Source organism: Marinifilum sp. D714, from assembly GCF_030851345.1.
Classification (GTDB): domain Bacteria; phylum Bacteroidota; class Bacteroidia; order Bacteroidales; family Marinifilaceae; genus Marinifilum.
In genome coordinates this window covers 87,983-104,888 of the sequence record NZ_JALPNU010000001.1, presented here as the reverse complement: position 1 = coordinate 104,888, position 16,906 = coordinate 87,983, and the positions used below count along the sequence as shown (strand labels likewise).

Below are 16,906 nucleotides of genomic sequence, written 5' to 3'. Positions count from 1 at the left end.
TACCGATTGGTATTTGATAAATTCATTATTGACTTTAGGCGAATAATGAGTATCAAATATCGATAGGCATTATACGACAAATACACAATTAAGTGTATAAGTTATCATTTTGTTAATGAAAATTCAAAATGAGCATGAAATATTAAGGTAGAATTAATAGGGAATCAGTTAATTAAGAATAAATCTAATTACTGAAAGCGAAGGAGATGATGTTAGCGCCCATTTTTAAGGCTTGCAAATGTTTTTCTTCCGTATCATTGTGTACCGAAGTATCTTCCCAGCCATCTCCTAAATCCGTTTCGTAGGTATAGAAGCAAACTAACCTTCCTTTATAAAAAAGGCCAAAACCCTGTGGTGATTTTCCATCATGTTCGTGGATCTTGGGCAGTCCGGTTGGAAATTCATAGACCTGATGATATATGGGATGAGAAAATGGCAGTTCAACCAGATCTTCGTTTGGGAACACTTTTTTTATTTCTCTTCTGAAATAAGCATTCAATCCGTAATTGTCGTCAACGTGCAAGAATCCACCTGCCATTAAATATTTTCTAAGATTAATAACTTCCTGATTACTTAGTACAATATTACCATGTCCGGTTAAGTGGATAAAAGGCAAAGAAAATATTTCCGGGCTACCCACTTCAACAGTTATAGGTTCTGCCTGAATGTTTGCAATTTGATTTTTATTGCAAAACTGAATAAGATTTGGCAATGAGCCCGGGTTTGCATACCAATCACCACCACCATTATACTTTAGCAAACCAATACGCACCGTTGTGTTTTGTGATTGCCCACTAAAGCTAAATAGCAGTATGAACGTGAGGAGTATGTAGTGTGGAAATCTCATTTTAATAATTAGCAAGACTTACGATATTACAGGCAACAACTCCTGCTGTTTCGGTTCTCAGGCGACTTTCGCCAAGGGATATCTCCTGAAATCCATTTGCCTTGGCCAATTCAACTTCTTCGGGACTAAAATCGCCTTCAGGACCAATTAATACCAAACATTTTGCCTTGGGTTTGCATAATTGTTGAAGGTGCGTTTTTTCTCCAGGATTACAATGAGCTATGAATTTATCCCCATCGAAATCAGAAGTTACTAAATCAGCAAATTTGGTCAGGTTGTTTAGCTTTGGATGATATGCTTTTAAAGATTGCTTCACTGCCGAGGTAATTACTTTAAAAAGCCTATCGTGTTTTACCACCTTACGTTCCGAGTGAGAGCTCAAAAGTGGCGTAAACTCACTTGTGCCTATTTCTGTGCATTTTTCAAGAAACCATTCGGTTCTGTCGATGTTTTTTGTAGGAGCCAAGGCCAGGTGTAGCTCATAATCCAACTTGCCAAACTCTTCTTTCTTCTCAATGCATTCAACAGTACATCTTTTAGGATGTGCGTCGATTATTTTAGCTGTGAATAATGTTCCTTTTCCATCAATTAAATGGATTTCATCATCTTCCTTTAATCTTAAAACACGAACACAATGCTTCGACTCAATTTCATCAAGTTGATAATACTGATCTTTTATATCTGGAGTGTAAAATAAATTCATAGTAATCTGCGCTTATTAATTGGGCTGCAAATTTAGTTTTTGTTCAGTTATTTACCACATTAATGGTTGATAAATGGCAGCAAGAATAAATGCGATAACCGATAAAATTAACCCATACATGAAAATTGTATAGGAAATTCTTAAAAAGCGATACTTCTTACCCAGTACTTTTCCTAAATAGTATTGATCTTTAATCAAGCTATCATACAGTTCATCATAGTCGGTCATCATCCCTTTCAAGGCTCGCGAATAAATCCCCAAATCCATATTGTGGAAATTTCCGAAGAAAAGAAGGTTTACTCTTTTCTGTTTTACATCCTCTTCAGAGAATTTACCATCGGTAACAATAGGACGTGTTGCCATAACCGAATAGGTAATGGTAACCAAACAGACGATCAGCAATATAATACATGGAATAATAAAATGAGGAACATCCATTATATTCTTAAAAATAAAGAAGATTGCCGATATGATGATTGAGTTGACAGAGATCATTAAGTTGGCCTTACTATCGGCAATGGAACTCAGGTTAATTTGATTTCGGGCAGTGACCTTGAACATGGTTTCAATACCTCGTTGAGGCATTTTTAGTTTCATGTTCTGACTTTCTAACTTCTCAACCTTCTCATTTAGTTTTCTCAGTTGTTTTTCGTGATATCCCTTGATTTTAGCAACTACTTTTTGGTAATTCTGTTCTTTCTTTTTGGCAAAAAGTTTTTTACCATACTTGGTTTTGTATTTGTGGTTTTGCAAGAATACTAAAGTACCTTCCCAGTATTCTTTTGGGGGAATCTCGCGTTTGTATAAGGCTTGCTTTTCTTCACGCAATTGTTCTGAGCTTTTCATGTAGCTCTTCGAAGCCAAGTGATACAAATCAGCATCGCATAGTGCATTGCAAACGGGGTTTTCACATGGAGGATGAGGAACTTTTGTGTGAAGGATGGCCTGAGTCACCTGATCAATTTTTTCCTCAGGGTAATTACGAGCTTCTAAAAAAACGCTGGCATTACGTGCACTTAGCTCCTCATGATTTGAATAGTCTTCATAATATCCCGAATCATGAAACCAAGCTGCTAAAATAAGAATCTCTTTTTGCTCCTCGCTAAACTCTAATCCTTCACTAATTTTGATGGAATGCTTAACTACATTTTGAGTATGCTCTAAATTGTGATAAGTATATATGGGTTTAATCGCATCTTCAATTAGCTTAGTGACGTATTTTTCAGCCTCCTGGATAATATTCATAATTTGAATTTTTCAGTTCTTGAGATATATTTTTTGATTGAATAAATATAATCATTAAACATGAAATCCTTCTGTTAAATGAATATAAATGCCTCAATTGCCCTTTTTTTATTGGTATTTGAGGCTTATTTGTTAATTTTATGATTCCAATAATTAAAAGATAGATCTTTCGTATGACAAAAATTTTTCACACACTAATTTGCTTATTTGCTCTTGTGTTTTTTCTTGAGGCATGTGCCCAAAAGAAAGATCAGAAAATGATTTATTTATCGGAAAACTATGAAAAGTTTCCATATGACATTTATGAACCAGATAAGAAATATGAACTAAAAGATCATTTGAGAGAAATATCAGCCTTAAGTTATTTTACGGAATATTCTCTGTTGTGCGTGAACGATGAAAAAGGAATTATCTATAAATTCAATCATAAGAAAAAAGAGGTAACCAAAAAATATGAATTCGATAAACCTGGAGATTATGAAGGAGTTGAAATGGTGGATTCATTGGTTTACGTTTTAAGATCGGATGGGAGAATTTTCAAGGTTGATCATTTAAGGGATAAAAACATTCACTCGGTAAAGCGAACCACTCATTTGAATGCTGGTAATGATACCGAAGGCTTGGGATATGATCCTTCAACAAATTCATTGTTGGTAGCCTGTAAAGGAAGTCCGGCACACTCCAATAAATACAGGGGAAAGAGAGCTATTTATGAATTCTCTATAGATAAAAATGAATTGTCGAAAGAGCCAAAGTATCTGATTGATCAAGATCAAATTCGAAGAATATTGGAATTTGATGCCTATTCGAGATTTTCGGTAAGATTAATGGAGAATATAAATCCTGCTCAGGGAGATCTCACTTTTCAGCCATCAGCTGTCGCAGTTCATCCTATTACCAGGAACTTGTATGTGGTAGGTTCTGTAGGTAAGCTTTTAGTGGTGCTTAATCCTAAAGGTGAGATTAAGGCAATTGTGAAGTTGAAGCGTAAAATATTCCGTCAGCCTGAAGGAATTTGTTTTGCACCCGATGGAACCATGTTCATTTCAAATGAAGGGAAAGGAAGTAAGGCAAATATTTTAAAATACAGTTTCAAACAATAATTGAAATCCATTTTTCGTAATTGATTTTATAACATCAAAACTTATGAGAAAGATCTATGCATTTTTAAGCCTATTATTTTTTGCAATGGCGGTTAATGGACAAAACAATGAAGCTCCCAATTCAGATTTATTGAAGCATTCTATATTTTTTATTGGAGATGTTGGAGAAGCTGACATTGTGGATGCCAATATGCAAATGCTTAAATCACAATTAGAAAAGCAAAATGATAAAGCAACACTTGTATTTTTGGGCAATAGCATTTCTAAAGAATACGATAGGGAGGAAATTGAGGTTATCCATTCAGGGGATCAAAATTTAATCAAGCTATTGGATTTGGCTAAGGAATTTAAAGGTGAAAGCATCTTTATTCCCGGAGAAAAAGAGTGGAATCAAGGAAACAAGCATGGTTGGGAAGCCATTATGAATTTGGAAACCTATATTGAGGATTATATTGGCAAGGGAGACGTGTTCTTGCCAACAGGAGGATGTCCTGGACCAGTTGAAATAGAGATCGGAGAGGATATCATTCTTCTTGTAGTTGATTCTCAATGGTGGCTTCATGCCGCTGATAAACCAGAAGCAGAATGTGGACTTGAGAATTCTTCCGATTTTTTGATTCTGTTGAGTGATGCATTAAAGAGAAATAAAGACAAAAAGATTGTATTTGCTTCTCATCATCCAATTTATAGTGCAGGTAAACATGGTGGGAATTTTCCTTTTATAGGGCCAGTAGAATTGTATCGTAAACTTTTCGGAACACCGCAGGATTTTGCATATCCATTTTACAAGCAAATGCGATATATGGGGCGAAAATTAGGGCGAGGATATGAGAGCTTGGTAACAGTTTCTGCCCATGATAATAGTTTACAATTTACTGAAAAGGACAACTCATTTTTTGTGGTTTCAGGTTCTGGAAGTAAATCAGAATATGTATCTGAAAAGAAAATGGATGTTGCTTTGCGAGAAATCGGTTTTACCAGATTAAACTTCTATGCCAATGATGAAGTGTGGTTGGAAATGTGGTCTGTCGGAAAGAATGGTACTGAAGATGCCCGTCTAGCATATCAGACGAAGCTATTTACAAAAACAACGCCTAGCGAAGAAGATCTGGCGAAAAAATACGAAGATTTAAACTTTGCAGATAGCACTATTACTATTGCTGCAAGTGATTTATATTCCACAGATAAAAAGTCGAAAAGGAATTGGTTAGGAAACAATTATCGTAAGGAGTGGGAAACTCCTATTGAGGTTCCGGTTTTTGATATTGGAACGGAAAAAGGTGGGTTGAAAATCTTAAAGAGAGGTGGTGGTCAGCAAACTCGTTCCTTGAGATTAGAGGCAAAAGACGGTAAGCAGTATGTGCTACGATCGGTTGAGAAGTATACAGAAAAAGCAATTCCTCCTGCTTTAAAAGGAACAGTTGCGGCAAAAATAGTTCAGGATGGTATTTCAGAATCCTATCCGTATGCGGCCATTGCAGTGCCTAAACTGGCAGATGCAGCAGGTGTTTATCATACCAATCCAAAAATTGTATATGTGCCAGATGATCCACGATTTGGAATCTACCGGGATGATTTTAAGAATGAATTGTACCTATTCGAGGAACGTCCGAATGATGACATGTCCGATGCTGATAACTTTGGCAATACCAAGGATGTTATCGGAACCGATAAGTTGATTGAAAAAAGATTCAAGAATTCTGATTTGGTAATTGATGAATCAGCCGTTTTACGTGCTAGATTATTCGATATTTTCCTGAATGATTGGGACAGACATGATGACCAATGGCGCTGGGCTACTTTCGAGAAAGATGGAAAAACCATTGCAAGACCAATTCCACGTGATCGAGACCAGGTGTTCTTTTACAGCGATGGAAAAATTCCTTGGTTGATTCGAAGAAAATGGGCGATGCCTAAATTCCAGGTTTTCGAGTCAGTTCCAGAGAATGTTGTGGGATTGGGCTTTAATGCTCGTTATTTCGATCGTAATTTTCTTCAATCCAAGAACAAACAGGATTGGGTTGAAATGGCCAATGAGCTAAAGCAGAAATTGACTGATGAAATCATAGAAAAAGCAATAAAAGATCTTCCCAAAGAGGTCTATGATATTTCTGCTGATGTTATTGTGGCAAAATTGAAATCGAGAAGAGATCTTTTACCAGACTTGGCTGTTGAATTCTACAACTATCTGGCAAAAGAGGTTGATGTTGTTGGAACAAATGGAACAGAGGACTTTGATGCAGAGTGGGATGAGGATGGAAACCTACATGTTAAAGTTCGTCGATTGAGTAAAAAGGGAAATAAGAAAGAAAAACTTTACGATCGCAAATTCATGAAGGATGAAACCAAAGAGGTTCACATTTATGGTTTAGGTGGTAAAGATGAATTTGATATTGACGGAAAATATTCGAAAGGTGTTAAGCTAAGAATCGTTGGAGGAACCGGAAAGGATAAGTTCAAAATTGATAACACTCTAAAATCCAATGTGGTAGTTTACGATAAGTCCAAAACCAAAGTAAAAGGAAATGGTAGCTTCCAAAATCGTCTATCGAAAAATAAGAGTGTGAATGTTTACGACCGAAAATCATTTAAATATGATATTGTTAGTCCGGCAGCCAACTTAAACTATGTAAGCGATGATGGATTGATTCTTGGAGCCGGATTTAATATCAAAAAACAAAGCTTTAGAAAAGAGCCCTATGGTTCTTTCCATAAATTTTTGGTGAACTATGCATTTATGTATCCATCAGCTCAAATTAATTATTCGGGAGAAATGATTGGCGTATTCAAATCTTTGGACCTATTGGCTAAAATTGATTACAATACTCCAAATTTTCAAGGTTATTATTATGGACTTGGTAATGAAACAGAAAGCCCTGAATTGGATGACAAGGAGTACAATCGTATTCGTATGGGAAGAACAGAATTGGCTTTGCACTTGAGAAAAAAAATTGGAACAAATCAGAGTATTTCTTTTGGTACATTCTACGAACAGTTGGAATTAAAGGCAACTCCTGATAGATTTGTAACTGATTTTAGCAATCCGGATAATGACCTGGACCTGCTAAGTGATTTTGATACCAGAAGATATTTGGGGATAAATATCAAACATGAGTGGGATACTCGAGATAGTAAGGTGATTCCTTCTCGAGGAATGTATTGGACGAATTCATGGAGTTTTTATCGCGGTTTAGAAAAAAACGACCATAACTTCCAGAAAATGGAAACCGATATGAGATTCTATACAAGTTTAGGAAGACCACAACGTAGTATTTTAGCACTACGAGTAGGAGCAGCTCACAATACCAGTGGTTATTCTTTTTATCAAGCAAATAAACTGGGATTAAAATCAAACTTAAGAGGATATCGACAAGATCGATTTGCAGGAGATGATATGGTTTATCAGAATACTGATTTTAGATTTAGATTGGCCAGATTTAAATCCTATTATCTTGGAGGGGAAGTTGGTTTGTTAGCATTTAATGATTTTGGCCGTGTATGGATTGATGGTGAAAGCTCTAACAAATGGCATCACGGATATGGTGGAGGTTTTTGGATGTCGCCCTTTAAATTGATGGTATTAACTGCTAATTTTGGCATGTCGGAAGAAGAAAATATTTTCTCATTAGAGTTTAAGTATATGTTTTAGAAATAGAAAGTACTTGGAGTACTTAAAGTGCCTAAAGTACTTACAAGTTTGTCATTTGAAACTTTTAATTTTAAGGAAGTTTGAAGTACAGTTTGAGTAAAACTATGGTGGCTGTTGATTTTATTAAACTATAGGCACTTGTAATTTTAAGTACTTATAACTCAAAATTTAATAATTAACTACTAAGTAAGAATATGAAAGTTTGTATTGCGGAGAAACCTAGTGTAGCACGCGAAATCGCCTTAATTTTAGGAGCAAAATCAAAAAGGGATGGTTATTACGAAGGGAATGGATATCAAATATCCTGGACTTTTGGGCACCTGTGCACCTTGAAAGAACCGCATGAATACGACTTGAATTGGAAATACTGGCATATGAACGATTTGCCTTTAATTCCTCCTCGTTTTGGAATTAGAGTAATTCCCGATACTGGAGTTCAAAAACAATTCGACATTTTGGAGAAATTAATTACAAATGCCGAAGAGGTTATCAACTGTGGTGATGCCGGCCAGGAAGGAGAGGTAATTCAGCGTTGGGTTTTGCACAAGGCAAAATGCAATGTTCCGGTAAAGCGTTTATGGATTTCTTCTCTAACCGAGGAAGCCATTCGTGAAGGATTTGAGAATTTGAGAGAGGGGAGTGATTTTGATCGTTTGTATGCAGCGGGTTCATCAAGAGCAATTGGCGATTGGCTTTTGGGTATTAATGCCACCCGATTGTATACGTTGAAGTATGCTGGTGGTAAATCAGTTCTGTCAATTGGTAGGGTGCAAACTCCTACCTTGGCTTTGATTGTAAATCGCCAAAAGGAAATTGAAAACTTCGTGCCACAAACATACTGGGAGCTTAAAACAGTTTATCGTGAGGTAAGTTTTGCTGCTACCAGAGGTCGATTCGATAAAAAGGAAGAGGGAATTGCATTTCTTGATCAAATTAAATCTGAGCCTTTTGAAATTGTATCGGTTGAAAAAAAGAGTGGAAAGGAACAGCCTCCACGTTTGTTCGATTTAACCTCTTTGCAGGTAGATTGTAACCGCAAATTCAATTTGTCGGCCGAGGATACATTAAGAATCATTCAAACTTTGTATGAGAAAAAGTTGACTACCTATCCAAGGGTAGATACAACCTACCTCTCAGATGATATCTACAAAAAGATTCCTGGAATTTTAAAGAAATTAACGCCTTATAAAGAGTTTGTTGATCCGCTTTTGAAGGAGAAAATCAGAAAATCAAAAAAGGTATTTGATGATAAAAAAGTAACCGATCACCATGCCATTATCCCAACAGGAGTAATTCCTTCAGGACTGCGTTATGAGGAAAAGCAAGTGTATGATTTGGTTACCAAACGATTCATTTCTGTTTTTTATCCAGACTGTAAGGTGAGTAACACCACGGTAATGGGGAAGGTTACTGATATTGACTTTAAGGCAACAGGAAAGCAGATTGTTGATCCAGGTTGGAGGGTTTTATATGCCAAAGATAGCAATGTGGGCGAGGGAGTAATTCTTCCAGCTTTTGTAAAAGGAGAAACTGGTGAACACCAGCCCGATTTGGCTGAGAAGCAAACGCAACCTCCTAAATATTATTCCGAGGCAACCTTATTGCGTGCTATGGAAACCGCAGGAAAGCAGGTGGATGATGATGAGTTAAGGGAGTTGATGAAAGAAAATGGAATTGGTCGACCTTCAACCCGAGCCAACATTATTGAAACCCTGTTCAAGCGTCGATACATTAAAAAGGAAAAGAAGCGATTGGTGGCTACCATAACAGGCATTCAGCTGATTGATACCATTCAGAATGAGCTGCTTAAATCGGCAGAGCTTACAGGGCAGTGGGAGAAAAAGCTTCGTGAGATTGAATTGGGGAATTTTGAGGTGAACCAATTCATGGCAGAGTTGAAGAATATGGTTGTAGGTATTGTTTGGGATGTAAAATCCAGAAAGAATATCAATGCCATTGAGGTAATTGATGAGGAGAAAGAAAAAGAGAAAAAGAAGGCAAAGGCAAAAAAGAAAAAGGAAGCACCTGCTGATTTAACATGCCCTAAATGTAAGGAAGGTAGGATTGTAAAAGGCAAATCGGTTTGGGGTTGTACCAACTGGAAGAATGGATGCGAAATTAGAATTCCTTTCGAGTTTAGCGGTAAGAAACTAACGGATAAACAGGTTGAGACATTGGTGTTAAAGGGCAAAACGCCTAAAATTAAGGGATTTGTTGTTGATGGCAACAAGATCACAGGAAACCTGGTTCTGGATCCTGATTTTAGTTTGAGTATTCTTGAAGAGGAAAAAGAAATATTGACTTGTCCTGTATGTAAATCAGGTACTTTACTGAAAGGAAATGCTGCCTTTGGATGCTCCAATTACAAGAATGGCTGCAAGTTTATTGTGCCATTTGTGTTTATGGAGAAGACGCTGAGCGAAGCTCAAATTAAATCTTTGGTAAAACAACAAAAAACCGGATTAATCAAAGGGTTTACAGATCCTCAAACGCAGGAGAAGGTGAATGGGAAATTGATTTTGGATAATCAGGGAAAAATAATTTTTGGAAAACAGTAAGGACATGCCATGGCATGTCCATCAATGTGGTATATAAGACACGCCATGGCGTGTCTCTACTTGTATTTTTTTGGGAATTCATACAAGCATACCTTACCCGAACGTGCTTCAATATCTTTCCAGTCGTTCACATCGAATTCTATACCGATAACCGTGCAGGTTGGTACGTATTGGTAGAACTCAACACTTAAATTAAAGGCCAGGTACTCAATGCTCGGATTGTGACCAAAAATCATTATCGAATCATTCTCATTGCCGTATTGGTCGAGCATCCCTAAAAATTCGTGGGTGGTAAATCCATCATACAATTCATCTAATTGCACAATGGATTCTTGTTGATAATCCAAGATATCGGCAAACAAACGAGCGGTTTGAATGGCTCTGTTTGCCGTACTGGATATCATTAAATCAGGTTTCACATTTTTTAGCAGCAACTTGTTAGCGATTAGGTTTGAATCGCTGATTCCTCTTTCTTTCAAATTTCTTTGAAAATCAGTAATGTCGTACCTAATTACTTCTGTTTTGGCATGTCGTACCAGAAATAAACGTTTCATAGTGTTGCGATTTAAGTTACTGTGTTTTTGATCTATCTTTTTACCGATTCTTTTTCTTTATGAGCCTTTTCCTTTTCTTTCAGGAATTCTGCAATGGCAATTTGGGATCTCACTTTGAGTTCTCCATCCAATCTTTCAACAGGAATATTATCCAAATTACAGTTTAGGTACCTGGCACTTACATTGTCGGACAGCTGCAGCTTTAAGATGTGAATGATTTCTTTTTTAATATCCGCATCATGAATGGGGAATGCACATTCAATTCTGCGTTGCAGATTGCGATTCATCCAATCGGCAGAAGAAAGATATAACAATTCTTCTCCCTTGTTGTGGAAATAGAATACCCTTGCATGTTCTAAAAATTGATCAACAATTCGAATAATTCTGATGTTTTTAGAATATGGCTGTTCAGGTTTTAGACAGCAAATACCACGAAGTATCAGATCGATTTTTACACCCTTTGAGCTAGCTTCATACAATTTTCGAATCATTTCACGTTCTTGCAGACCATTCATTTTTAAAAGAATGTAGCCTTTTTTTCCATTCTTTACATTTTCAATTTCCTGATCGATTAGTCGAATCAGCTCTCTTTTTAAATTGAACTGACCCACTAATAATTTGTTGAATGTGTAGCCGGGTGTTTTATTTTCAAGATAATCGAATAGCTGTTTCAACTCCTGAATCATAATCTTATCGGAAGTCATGAATCCATGATCGGCATATATTTTGGCAGTTTTCTCGTTGAAATTACCTGTACTTAAGAAGGCATAATCTCTCTTGTCATCCTTTCTGATAACCAAGGCAATTTTTGCATGAACTTTAAGCCCAGGTATGCTGTAAATAATCTTGATACCTGCTTTGCGCATTTCGCGTGCCGAACGTAGGTTGGCTTCCTCGTCGAAACGAGCCTTAACCTCAACAAAAACAGTTACTTTTTTGCCATTGTGTGCCGCGTTGATCAGTGCATTAACCACGGCAGAATTATCGGCAACACGATATTGAGTTGCCTTAATTTCTTCCACCTTAGGATCTAAGGCAGCCTCGTTCAAGAAACGGATAACGTACTTGTACGACTGATATGGAAAGTGTAGAATTCGATCTTTCTTGCGAATGGTTCTAAAGATAGATTTGGTTTCTCCTTTTAATTCCTCAACATTTAGCGGATGATAGGGTTCCAATTCCAAATCAGGATACTTAGGATTTGGAAAGCCAAAGAAATCCTGAAAGTTGTGATATCTTCCACCTTTTACCATGTCGTTAGGTAGCAAGTCGAAAGAGCCTTTCAGGAATCGAAGAAATTCTTTTGGAATCGATTCATCGTAAAGGAATCGGGAAGGAGAACCTGTTTCTCTTTTTTTCAGGCTTCGCTCAATCATATCAATCAAATCGCCCGAATATTCATCTTCAATCAACAAATCGGCATCGCGACTCAGTTTAAAACTAAAGCTTGAATCGATTTTATATCCCGGGAACAGCACCTTCATTCTTAGCTTAACGATATCGTCGAGAAACATGATGTAATGCTTTCCGTCTATTTCAGGTAGCTCTATAAATCTTGGGAAATGATGACATGGAACTTTAATAATGGCATAACGAGCTCTGCGTTTTTTGCTGCTTCCATTTTCTTCTTCCTTTTTGTGTCTTCTCTTATAAAGCTTAACTGCCAGGTAAATGGAGTTGTTTTGAAGGAAAGGTTTAATCTGCTGTTTAAGCAATAACATTGGCTGTGCATGCGGCAGAATATTCTCCAAAAAGAAATCCTTTACAAACTGGTGATGTTCGTTGCACAACATTTCGTCTTGTAACAGAATAATGTTATTCTCACGAAGCTCAGGAATAATATTGTCTCTAAATATCTTTCCAAATTCAATTTGCTGACGATCTACCTCGGCATTAATTTTTTTGAGAATTGTATCTGGATTTTCTCTTAAGTTTTTTTTGTCTTCTGGTGGAAGTTCGGTAAACCTCTTATAAGTTCCTACGCGTACACGGTAAAACTCATCGAGATTTGAAGAGTAAATAGCGAGGAATTTTATCCTCTCGTATAAGGGTAAGTTTGGATTTGTGGCAACTTCCAACACCCTATTGTTGAAAGATAACCAACTTAAGTCCCGGTTAAGGAATTGATATTTTGACATGTATTGATATTGCTAATTGTGAAAATCTATGTCATTAAAAATAGTCAATTTTTTGGTTCTTTGTGTTACGAATGGGTGAAGGATATGGGGATTTTTGGTATTATCGGAATTTCTTGGGAGGATGTCCAAAAAGTTTAATATTATTGTCATTCTGATCCCGAAGGTTCGGGAGAAGAATCTGTCCCTTTGATAAACAGATGTTTCACTTCATTCAACATGACATTATATTCGATTGAACTTACTTTTTGGACATCCTCATACAATAACACATCTATCGACATTTTTAATATTATTCGAAATATTTATCTTCTTTCCAGTTCTTTGGATTGTATTTGATGTAACTGCGAATGCGCTGCAATACTTTTTGATCTCTAATGATATGATCGTAAAATCGGGAATGCCATTCAAATTTTGGATTGATTTTGTGGGCTTCAAATGTAATGCGACCTTTATACCAACGAACCATTTTTGATATATTATCTGATTTCATTGGATTTTCACTTTTACAGACGGCATGAATGCCGTCTCTACCAATACATTTAGAATTCTTTTCAGTGTTTAATTGATCATTATCCGTACAGACAGCATTTATGCTGTCTCGATTATCCTTTCTTTTGCCGACATTATAAGGATCATCAATCACCAAAATGCCATGAATATGATTGGGCATCACAATGAATTCATCCAAATGCACATATGGAAAATGATTAGGGATTTCTCGCCAATAGCTATCAGCCAATTCTCCTAATTCATTCAGGAACATATTTTCATTAGCAACTTTCCGAAGAAATGCTCATTTTCGCAGGTGCAAATCGTAATAAAATATTTGCCATTGCTGCCATAATCCCAATTTTGCAATCGGGTAGAATCGATTCTGAATTTGTTTTGGAATTTGGCAGACATTTCTTTTTAAGCATTGATTATTTCTACTTCTGATTCTTTCAAAAAGGAGATCAACTTATCACATTTACCATCGCTTTTAAATTTGAAGTATTGTTCAAAATCATCATTCAGAACAAATCTGATTTTGGTATTGCGTTTTGTCTTGGCAATGTAAACCGTTTTGATGTCCTCAGGCTTGAATTCTTTGTCGTGCATTCTTTTGGCTTTGCGGTATTTGATGATCAAATAGGATACAATGCACACGCATAAAGAAAAGTTGAATGGATAAATAAACTGATCGAATAGATCGGTGCTATGGTAATGAGAATATAGGCTATAGGCACTAGAAAAGGATAGAAAACTAAATCCCATTATAATCATACCAATTAAACCGGGATCATTTCTAAAACTGATTTTGTGATCGTCAAACAGTAATTCTCCTTTTAGGATTGGTCTACCTTTTAATGTAGTGATTAGTGTGTTTTTCATGAGTTGATAATCCTATTATAAGTAGGTTAAATTTACATCAGCATCCTTTAAAGTCTGAACCAACTTGCCTGAATAGCGATCTTTCGCACAGCCAATTTTGTGGGTGGTATTGTTGTTCAAATGTATGCTGATACGTAAAGAGTTTGCCATTTCTTTGATGGCAACTTCTTCAATATCTTGTGGTGCAAACTCGATGAGGTTAATTTTTCGTGCTGCTAGATATTTAATCACTGAAAATATTCCGAGTACAATTGCTATAAGTCCAATTATAATCGAAGCGATACTAATGCTCGATTCACCAGTAGTATCATAAATGTTGAAAGCACTACTTACTGTAACCAAGCTCATTGCAATCGCACTTAGTAATGCTGCCTTTGGATTGGTATGAAAAGTGATTTTTTCATGATCGAACAGCAAATCACCATCCAGGATTCGCTGTCCGTAAATTTTTGTCATTACAGAATTCATTGTTTATTCTGTTTTGTTTTCCAGAAACTCCTCGATAATGGGTTTAGCGTTTTCTAAATCGCCGCTCGATATGCAAAGTTTTACTGCACCAGCAGTACCTCCGGAGTGGTGAGGAGCAATTATTCCTGTATAACCATCTTTAATAAAGCTATTGATTTTATGATCTTCCAAAATTGTCTTTAGCATTTCAACTTCCCATGAAAGTCCTGTGTATACTTCCATCAATGTATTTTCTGTATTGCTCATATATGTTACGTTTTTTATGTGGTCTTATAAAGATAGTTTTATTGGAGATAAATGCAAATGAATTGAACGTAAAACACAGGCGATTTTAGAGGGTGGAATTGATTTGTAATTTCCAGCTTTTTAAAATATGGGTTTGTGTATGTGTTTGTTGTGTTTCTTAAACTAATCGATATAAAACCAACTGTTAATTAATGTTAAAAGCGGTGAAATACATAATAACAATTGGGATTTTTGAGTTTATGTTTTGTAAATTTAATAGTGGTAATCGATTATTGTAACTTAACTAATCCAAAAACACACAAAAATGGAAAACAAAGTTTCATTCGTATTAAGCGAAGAAGAAAGCACACAAATAATGGATGCATTAAATGTGTTGACTTCAGTTTTAGAACCTAAACTAACCCATTTATCGGCTGCTGATAAAAAGGAGTTGCCGAAAATGGGAGATAAAACAGTAGCCTTTGTTGAAAAATCATTGGAGTATGCAGAACAGTATCCCAATTACATTCCAAATTTTATTGATGTTAACGAGGCTAAAATTGATTTGCAAAGTGTAAGACAATTGCGCCAATTGTTCCTGCCCCTGGAAAGAATTACCAATGGAGTTGATTCTACTATAACATTGGCAGGTAGTGAGGCGTTTAGTTCCTCTCTTTCTATTTATAAAGTGCTTAAAAATGCTTCGGTAATGGGACAATCCGGAGCAAGCGAAGCTGCTGCTGATTTGGGAAGTCGTTTTCCTGGTAAAAAGAAAACGAATGTCGAAACAGCAGAATAAATAGATTTAATTACCCTTTTCGATTACCGCAACTTTACTAACCCGGACCTTATGGTTCGGGTTTATTCGTTAATAATGAGGTCTTATTCTTGCTCTGGAGCCTATGTCAATTGAACAGATAATTTTCCTATTCAGAGAGGGAAATTTCCTTGTTTGAGAGGGAAGATTCCTTTAGGAAGAAGGAACGATGCTATTAAAAGAAGCAATGGTGCTAGTTATTTTTGGAAACATGCTTCCCTGGCAGGCAAAGGTCCTTTCGCAAGAAGGAAACTTGCCTTTTTCATACGCATTAATCCCTATTTCATAGGCAAGCTTCCCTCTTTTTACTCCATATTCCTTATAAAAAGAGGGAATATTGCTGCTTCGGTAGGCAAGTTTCCTTTTTCAACAGGCATCATTTCAATTTGAAATGGCATGTTTGCCTGTTTTATAGTGGTGTTGCTTGTTTGGTTTTGGATAGATGCATCGCATTGCCTTAGATTTAGGGTTTAATAATAGAAGTGCTAGGGTAGAGACGGCATTAATGCCGTCTTTACGTTTTCCACCTATAAATGATGTGTCTAGTTCTCAAAAAGAAACTTACTACACCTTTCAGCCAGTATTCATAGGCGGGACAATGGTGTTAATAGCTTTCAAAAAGAAGCGTACTACACCAAGTTTTGGATATGAATGCACCACAAGCGCGGTGTTAATAGCTCTCAAAAAGAAACCTGCTACACCGATTTAGTTTTAGCGATTGACAGAACAACAGGTGTTTCTAGTCTTCAAAAAGAAACATATCACACCTTAAAAGATCTTAAATAATGACACAAATCAGGTGTTAATAGTTCTCAAAAAGTGACCTATTACACCGACGATTACCTTATTACTTGAAACAAACTAAGGCGTTTTTAGCTCTCAAAAAGAAGCCTACCACACCAAGGACTTCAGAATTTACAATCATGGTATTAATAAGGTGTTATTAGCTTTTAAAAAAGAAGCATACTACACCTAATACGTTATTGTTTCCAAATGACACGCGGTGTTTCTAGTCTTCAAAAAGAAGCCTACCACACCTCAAAGTACTCCTAAAACTAACACAAGTAAGGTGTTAATTGCTCTCAATAAGAAACATATCACACCATTTTCGATGAGTTCCCAAAAACCATTGAAGGTGTTAATAGTTCTCAAAAAGAAACCTATCACACCGTGACAGAATGAAGGAAGTGTTCAACATCAGGTGTTAATAGCTTTCAAAAAGAAGCCT

The 16,906-nt window shown here is 36.4% G+C and carries 13 protein-coding genes and 1 CRISPR repeat array (1 of these 14 only partly in view); of the genes, 4 read left to right on the top strand and 9 right to left on the bottom strand.

Translation table 11 applies throughout. The annotated features are described in order from the left end of the window. Positions 1–184 precede the first annotated feature (184 nt). Genes M0051_RS00410 through M0051_RS00400 form a run of 3 tightly spaced genes read right to left on the bottom strand, consistent with a single transcriptional unit; the run spans position 185 to position 2,795 of the window. Positions 185–847, bottom strand: a complete 663-nt coding sequence (locus tag M0051_RS00410) for a DUF4159 domain-containing protein (protein WP_306739569.1) — start codon at positions 845–847, stop codon at positions 185–187. A 1-nt stretch (position 848) separates the two neighbouring features. Next, a complete protein-coding gene (locus tag M0051_RS00405; RefSeq protein ID WP_306739568.1) occupies positions 849–1,550 on the bottom strand; it encodes a 16S rRNA (uracil(1498)-N(3))-methyltransferase in 702 nt (233 codons plus the stop codon). Positions 1,551–1,601: 51 nt separating this feature from the next. Beyond that, positions 1,602–2,795, bottom strand: coding sequence for a Pycsar system effector family protein (locus tag M0051_RS00400; RefSeq protein ID WP_306739567.1), 1,194 nt, complete (start codon positions 2,793–2,795; stop codon positions 1,602–1,604). Between the two features lie 173 nt (positions 2,796–2,968). On the opposite strand from M0051_RS00400, the gene M0051_RS00395 reads away from it, so the two are divergent. From M0051_RS00395 to M0051_RS00385, 3 genes are all read left to right on the top strand, one after another. Beyond that, positions 2,969–3,898 carry an SdiA-regulated domain-containing protein gene (locus M0051_RS00395; protein ID WP_306739566.1) on the top strand — a complete coding sequence of 310 codons (930 nt, stop codon included), beginning with the start codon at positions 2,969–2,971 and terminating at the stop codon, positions 3,896–3,898. Between the two features lie 43 nt (positions 3,899–3,941). Further along, positions 3,942–7,547 carry a BamA/TamA family outer membrane protein gene (locus M0051_RS00390; RefSeq protein ID WP_306739565.1) on the top strand — a complete coding sequence of 1,202 codons (3,606 nt, stop codon included), beginning with the start codon at positions 3,942–3,944 and terminating at the stop codon, positions 7,545–7,547. Between the two features lie 194 nt (positions 7,548–7,741). Continuing rightward, positions 7,742–10,105, top strand: a complete 2,364-nt coding sequence (locus tag M0051_RS00385; RefSeq protein WP_306739564.1) for a type IA DNA topoisomerase — start codon at positions 7,742–7,744, stop codon at positions 10,103–10,105. Positions 10,106–10,161: 56 nt separating this feature from the next. Here M0051_RS00385 and M0051_RS00380 read toward each other — a convergent pair whose 3' ends face one another. The 6 genes from M0051_RS00380 to M0051_RS00355 form a co-directional block, all read right to left on the bottom strand. Then, entirely contained in the window at positions 10,162–10,659 is a 498-nt protein-coding gene (locus M0051_RS00380; RefSeq protein ID WP_306739563.1) for a histidine phosphatase family protein, read from the bottom strand. Between the two features lie 32 nt (positions 10,660–10,691). Continuing rightward, on the bottom strand, positions 10,692–12,797 hold the full coding sequence (gene ppk1 / locus M0051_RS00375; protein WP_306739562.1) for a polyphosphate kinase 1: 2,106 nt from the start codon (positions 12,795–12,797) through the stop codon (positions 10,692–10,694). A gap of 289 nt (positions 12,798–13,086) precedes the next feature. Further along, complete coding sequence (locus tag M0051_RS00370) at positions 13,087–13,560, bottom strand: transposase (protein WP_306739561.1); 474 nt, start codon at positions 13,558–13,560, stop codon at positions 13,087–13,089. A gap of 146 nt (positions 13,561–13,706) precedes the next feature. Continuing rightward, complete coding sequence (locus M0051_RS00365; protein ID WP_306739560.1) at positions 13,707–14,168, bottom strand: hypothetical protein; 462 nt, start codon at positions 14,166–14,168, stop codon at positions 13,707–13,709. 15 nt (positions 14,169–14,183) lie between these two features. Next, positions 14,184–14,624 (bottom strand): hypothetical protein, encoded by a 441-nt coding sequence (locus tag M0051_RS00360; protein ID WP_306739559.1) that lies wholly within the window; start codon positions 14,622–14,624, stop codon positions 14,184–14,186. A 15-nt stretch (positions 14,625–14,639) separates the two neighbouring features. After that, a complete protein-coding gene (locus M0051_RS00355) occupies positions 14,640–14,882 on the bottom strand; it encodes a putative signal transducing protein (protein ID WP_306739558.1) in 243 nt (80 codons plus the stop codon). 304 nt (positions 14,883–15,186) lie between these two features. Here M0051_RS00355 and M0051_RS00350 point away from each other — a divergent pair, with 304 nt between their 5' ends. Continuing rightward, complete coding sequence (locus M0051_RS00350) at positions 15,187–15,660, top strand: hypothetical protein (protein ID WP_306739557.1); 474 nt, start codon at positions 15,187–15,189, stop codon at positions 15,658–15,660. A gap of 567 nt (positions 15,661–16,227) precedes the next feature. Continuing rightward, positions 16,228–16,906: direct repeats of the CRISPR family, unit length 36 nt; it runs 1,129 nt beyond the window's last position.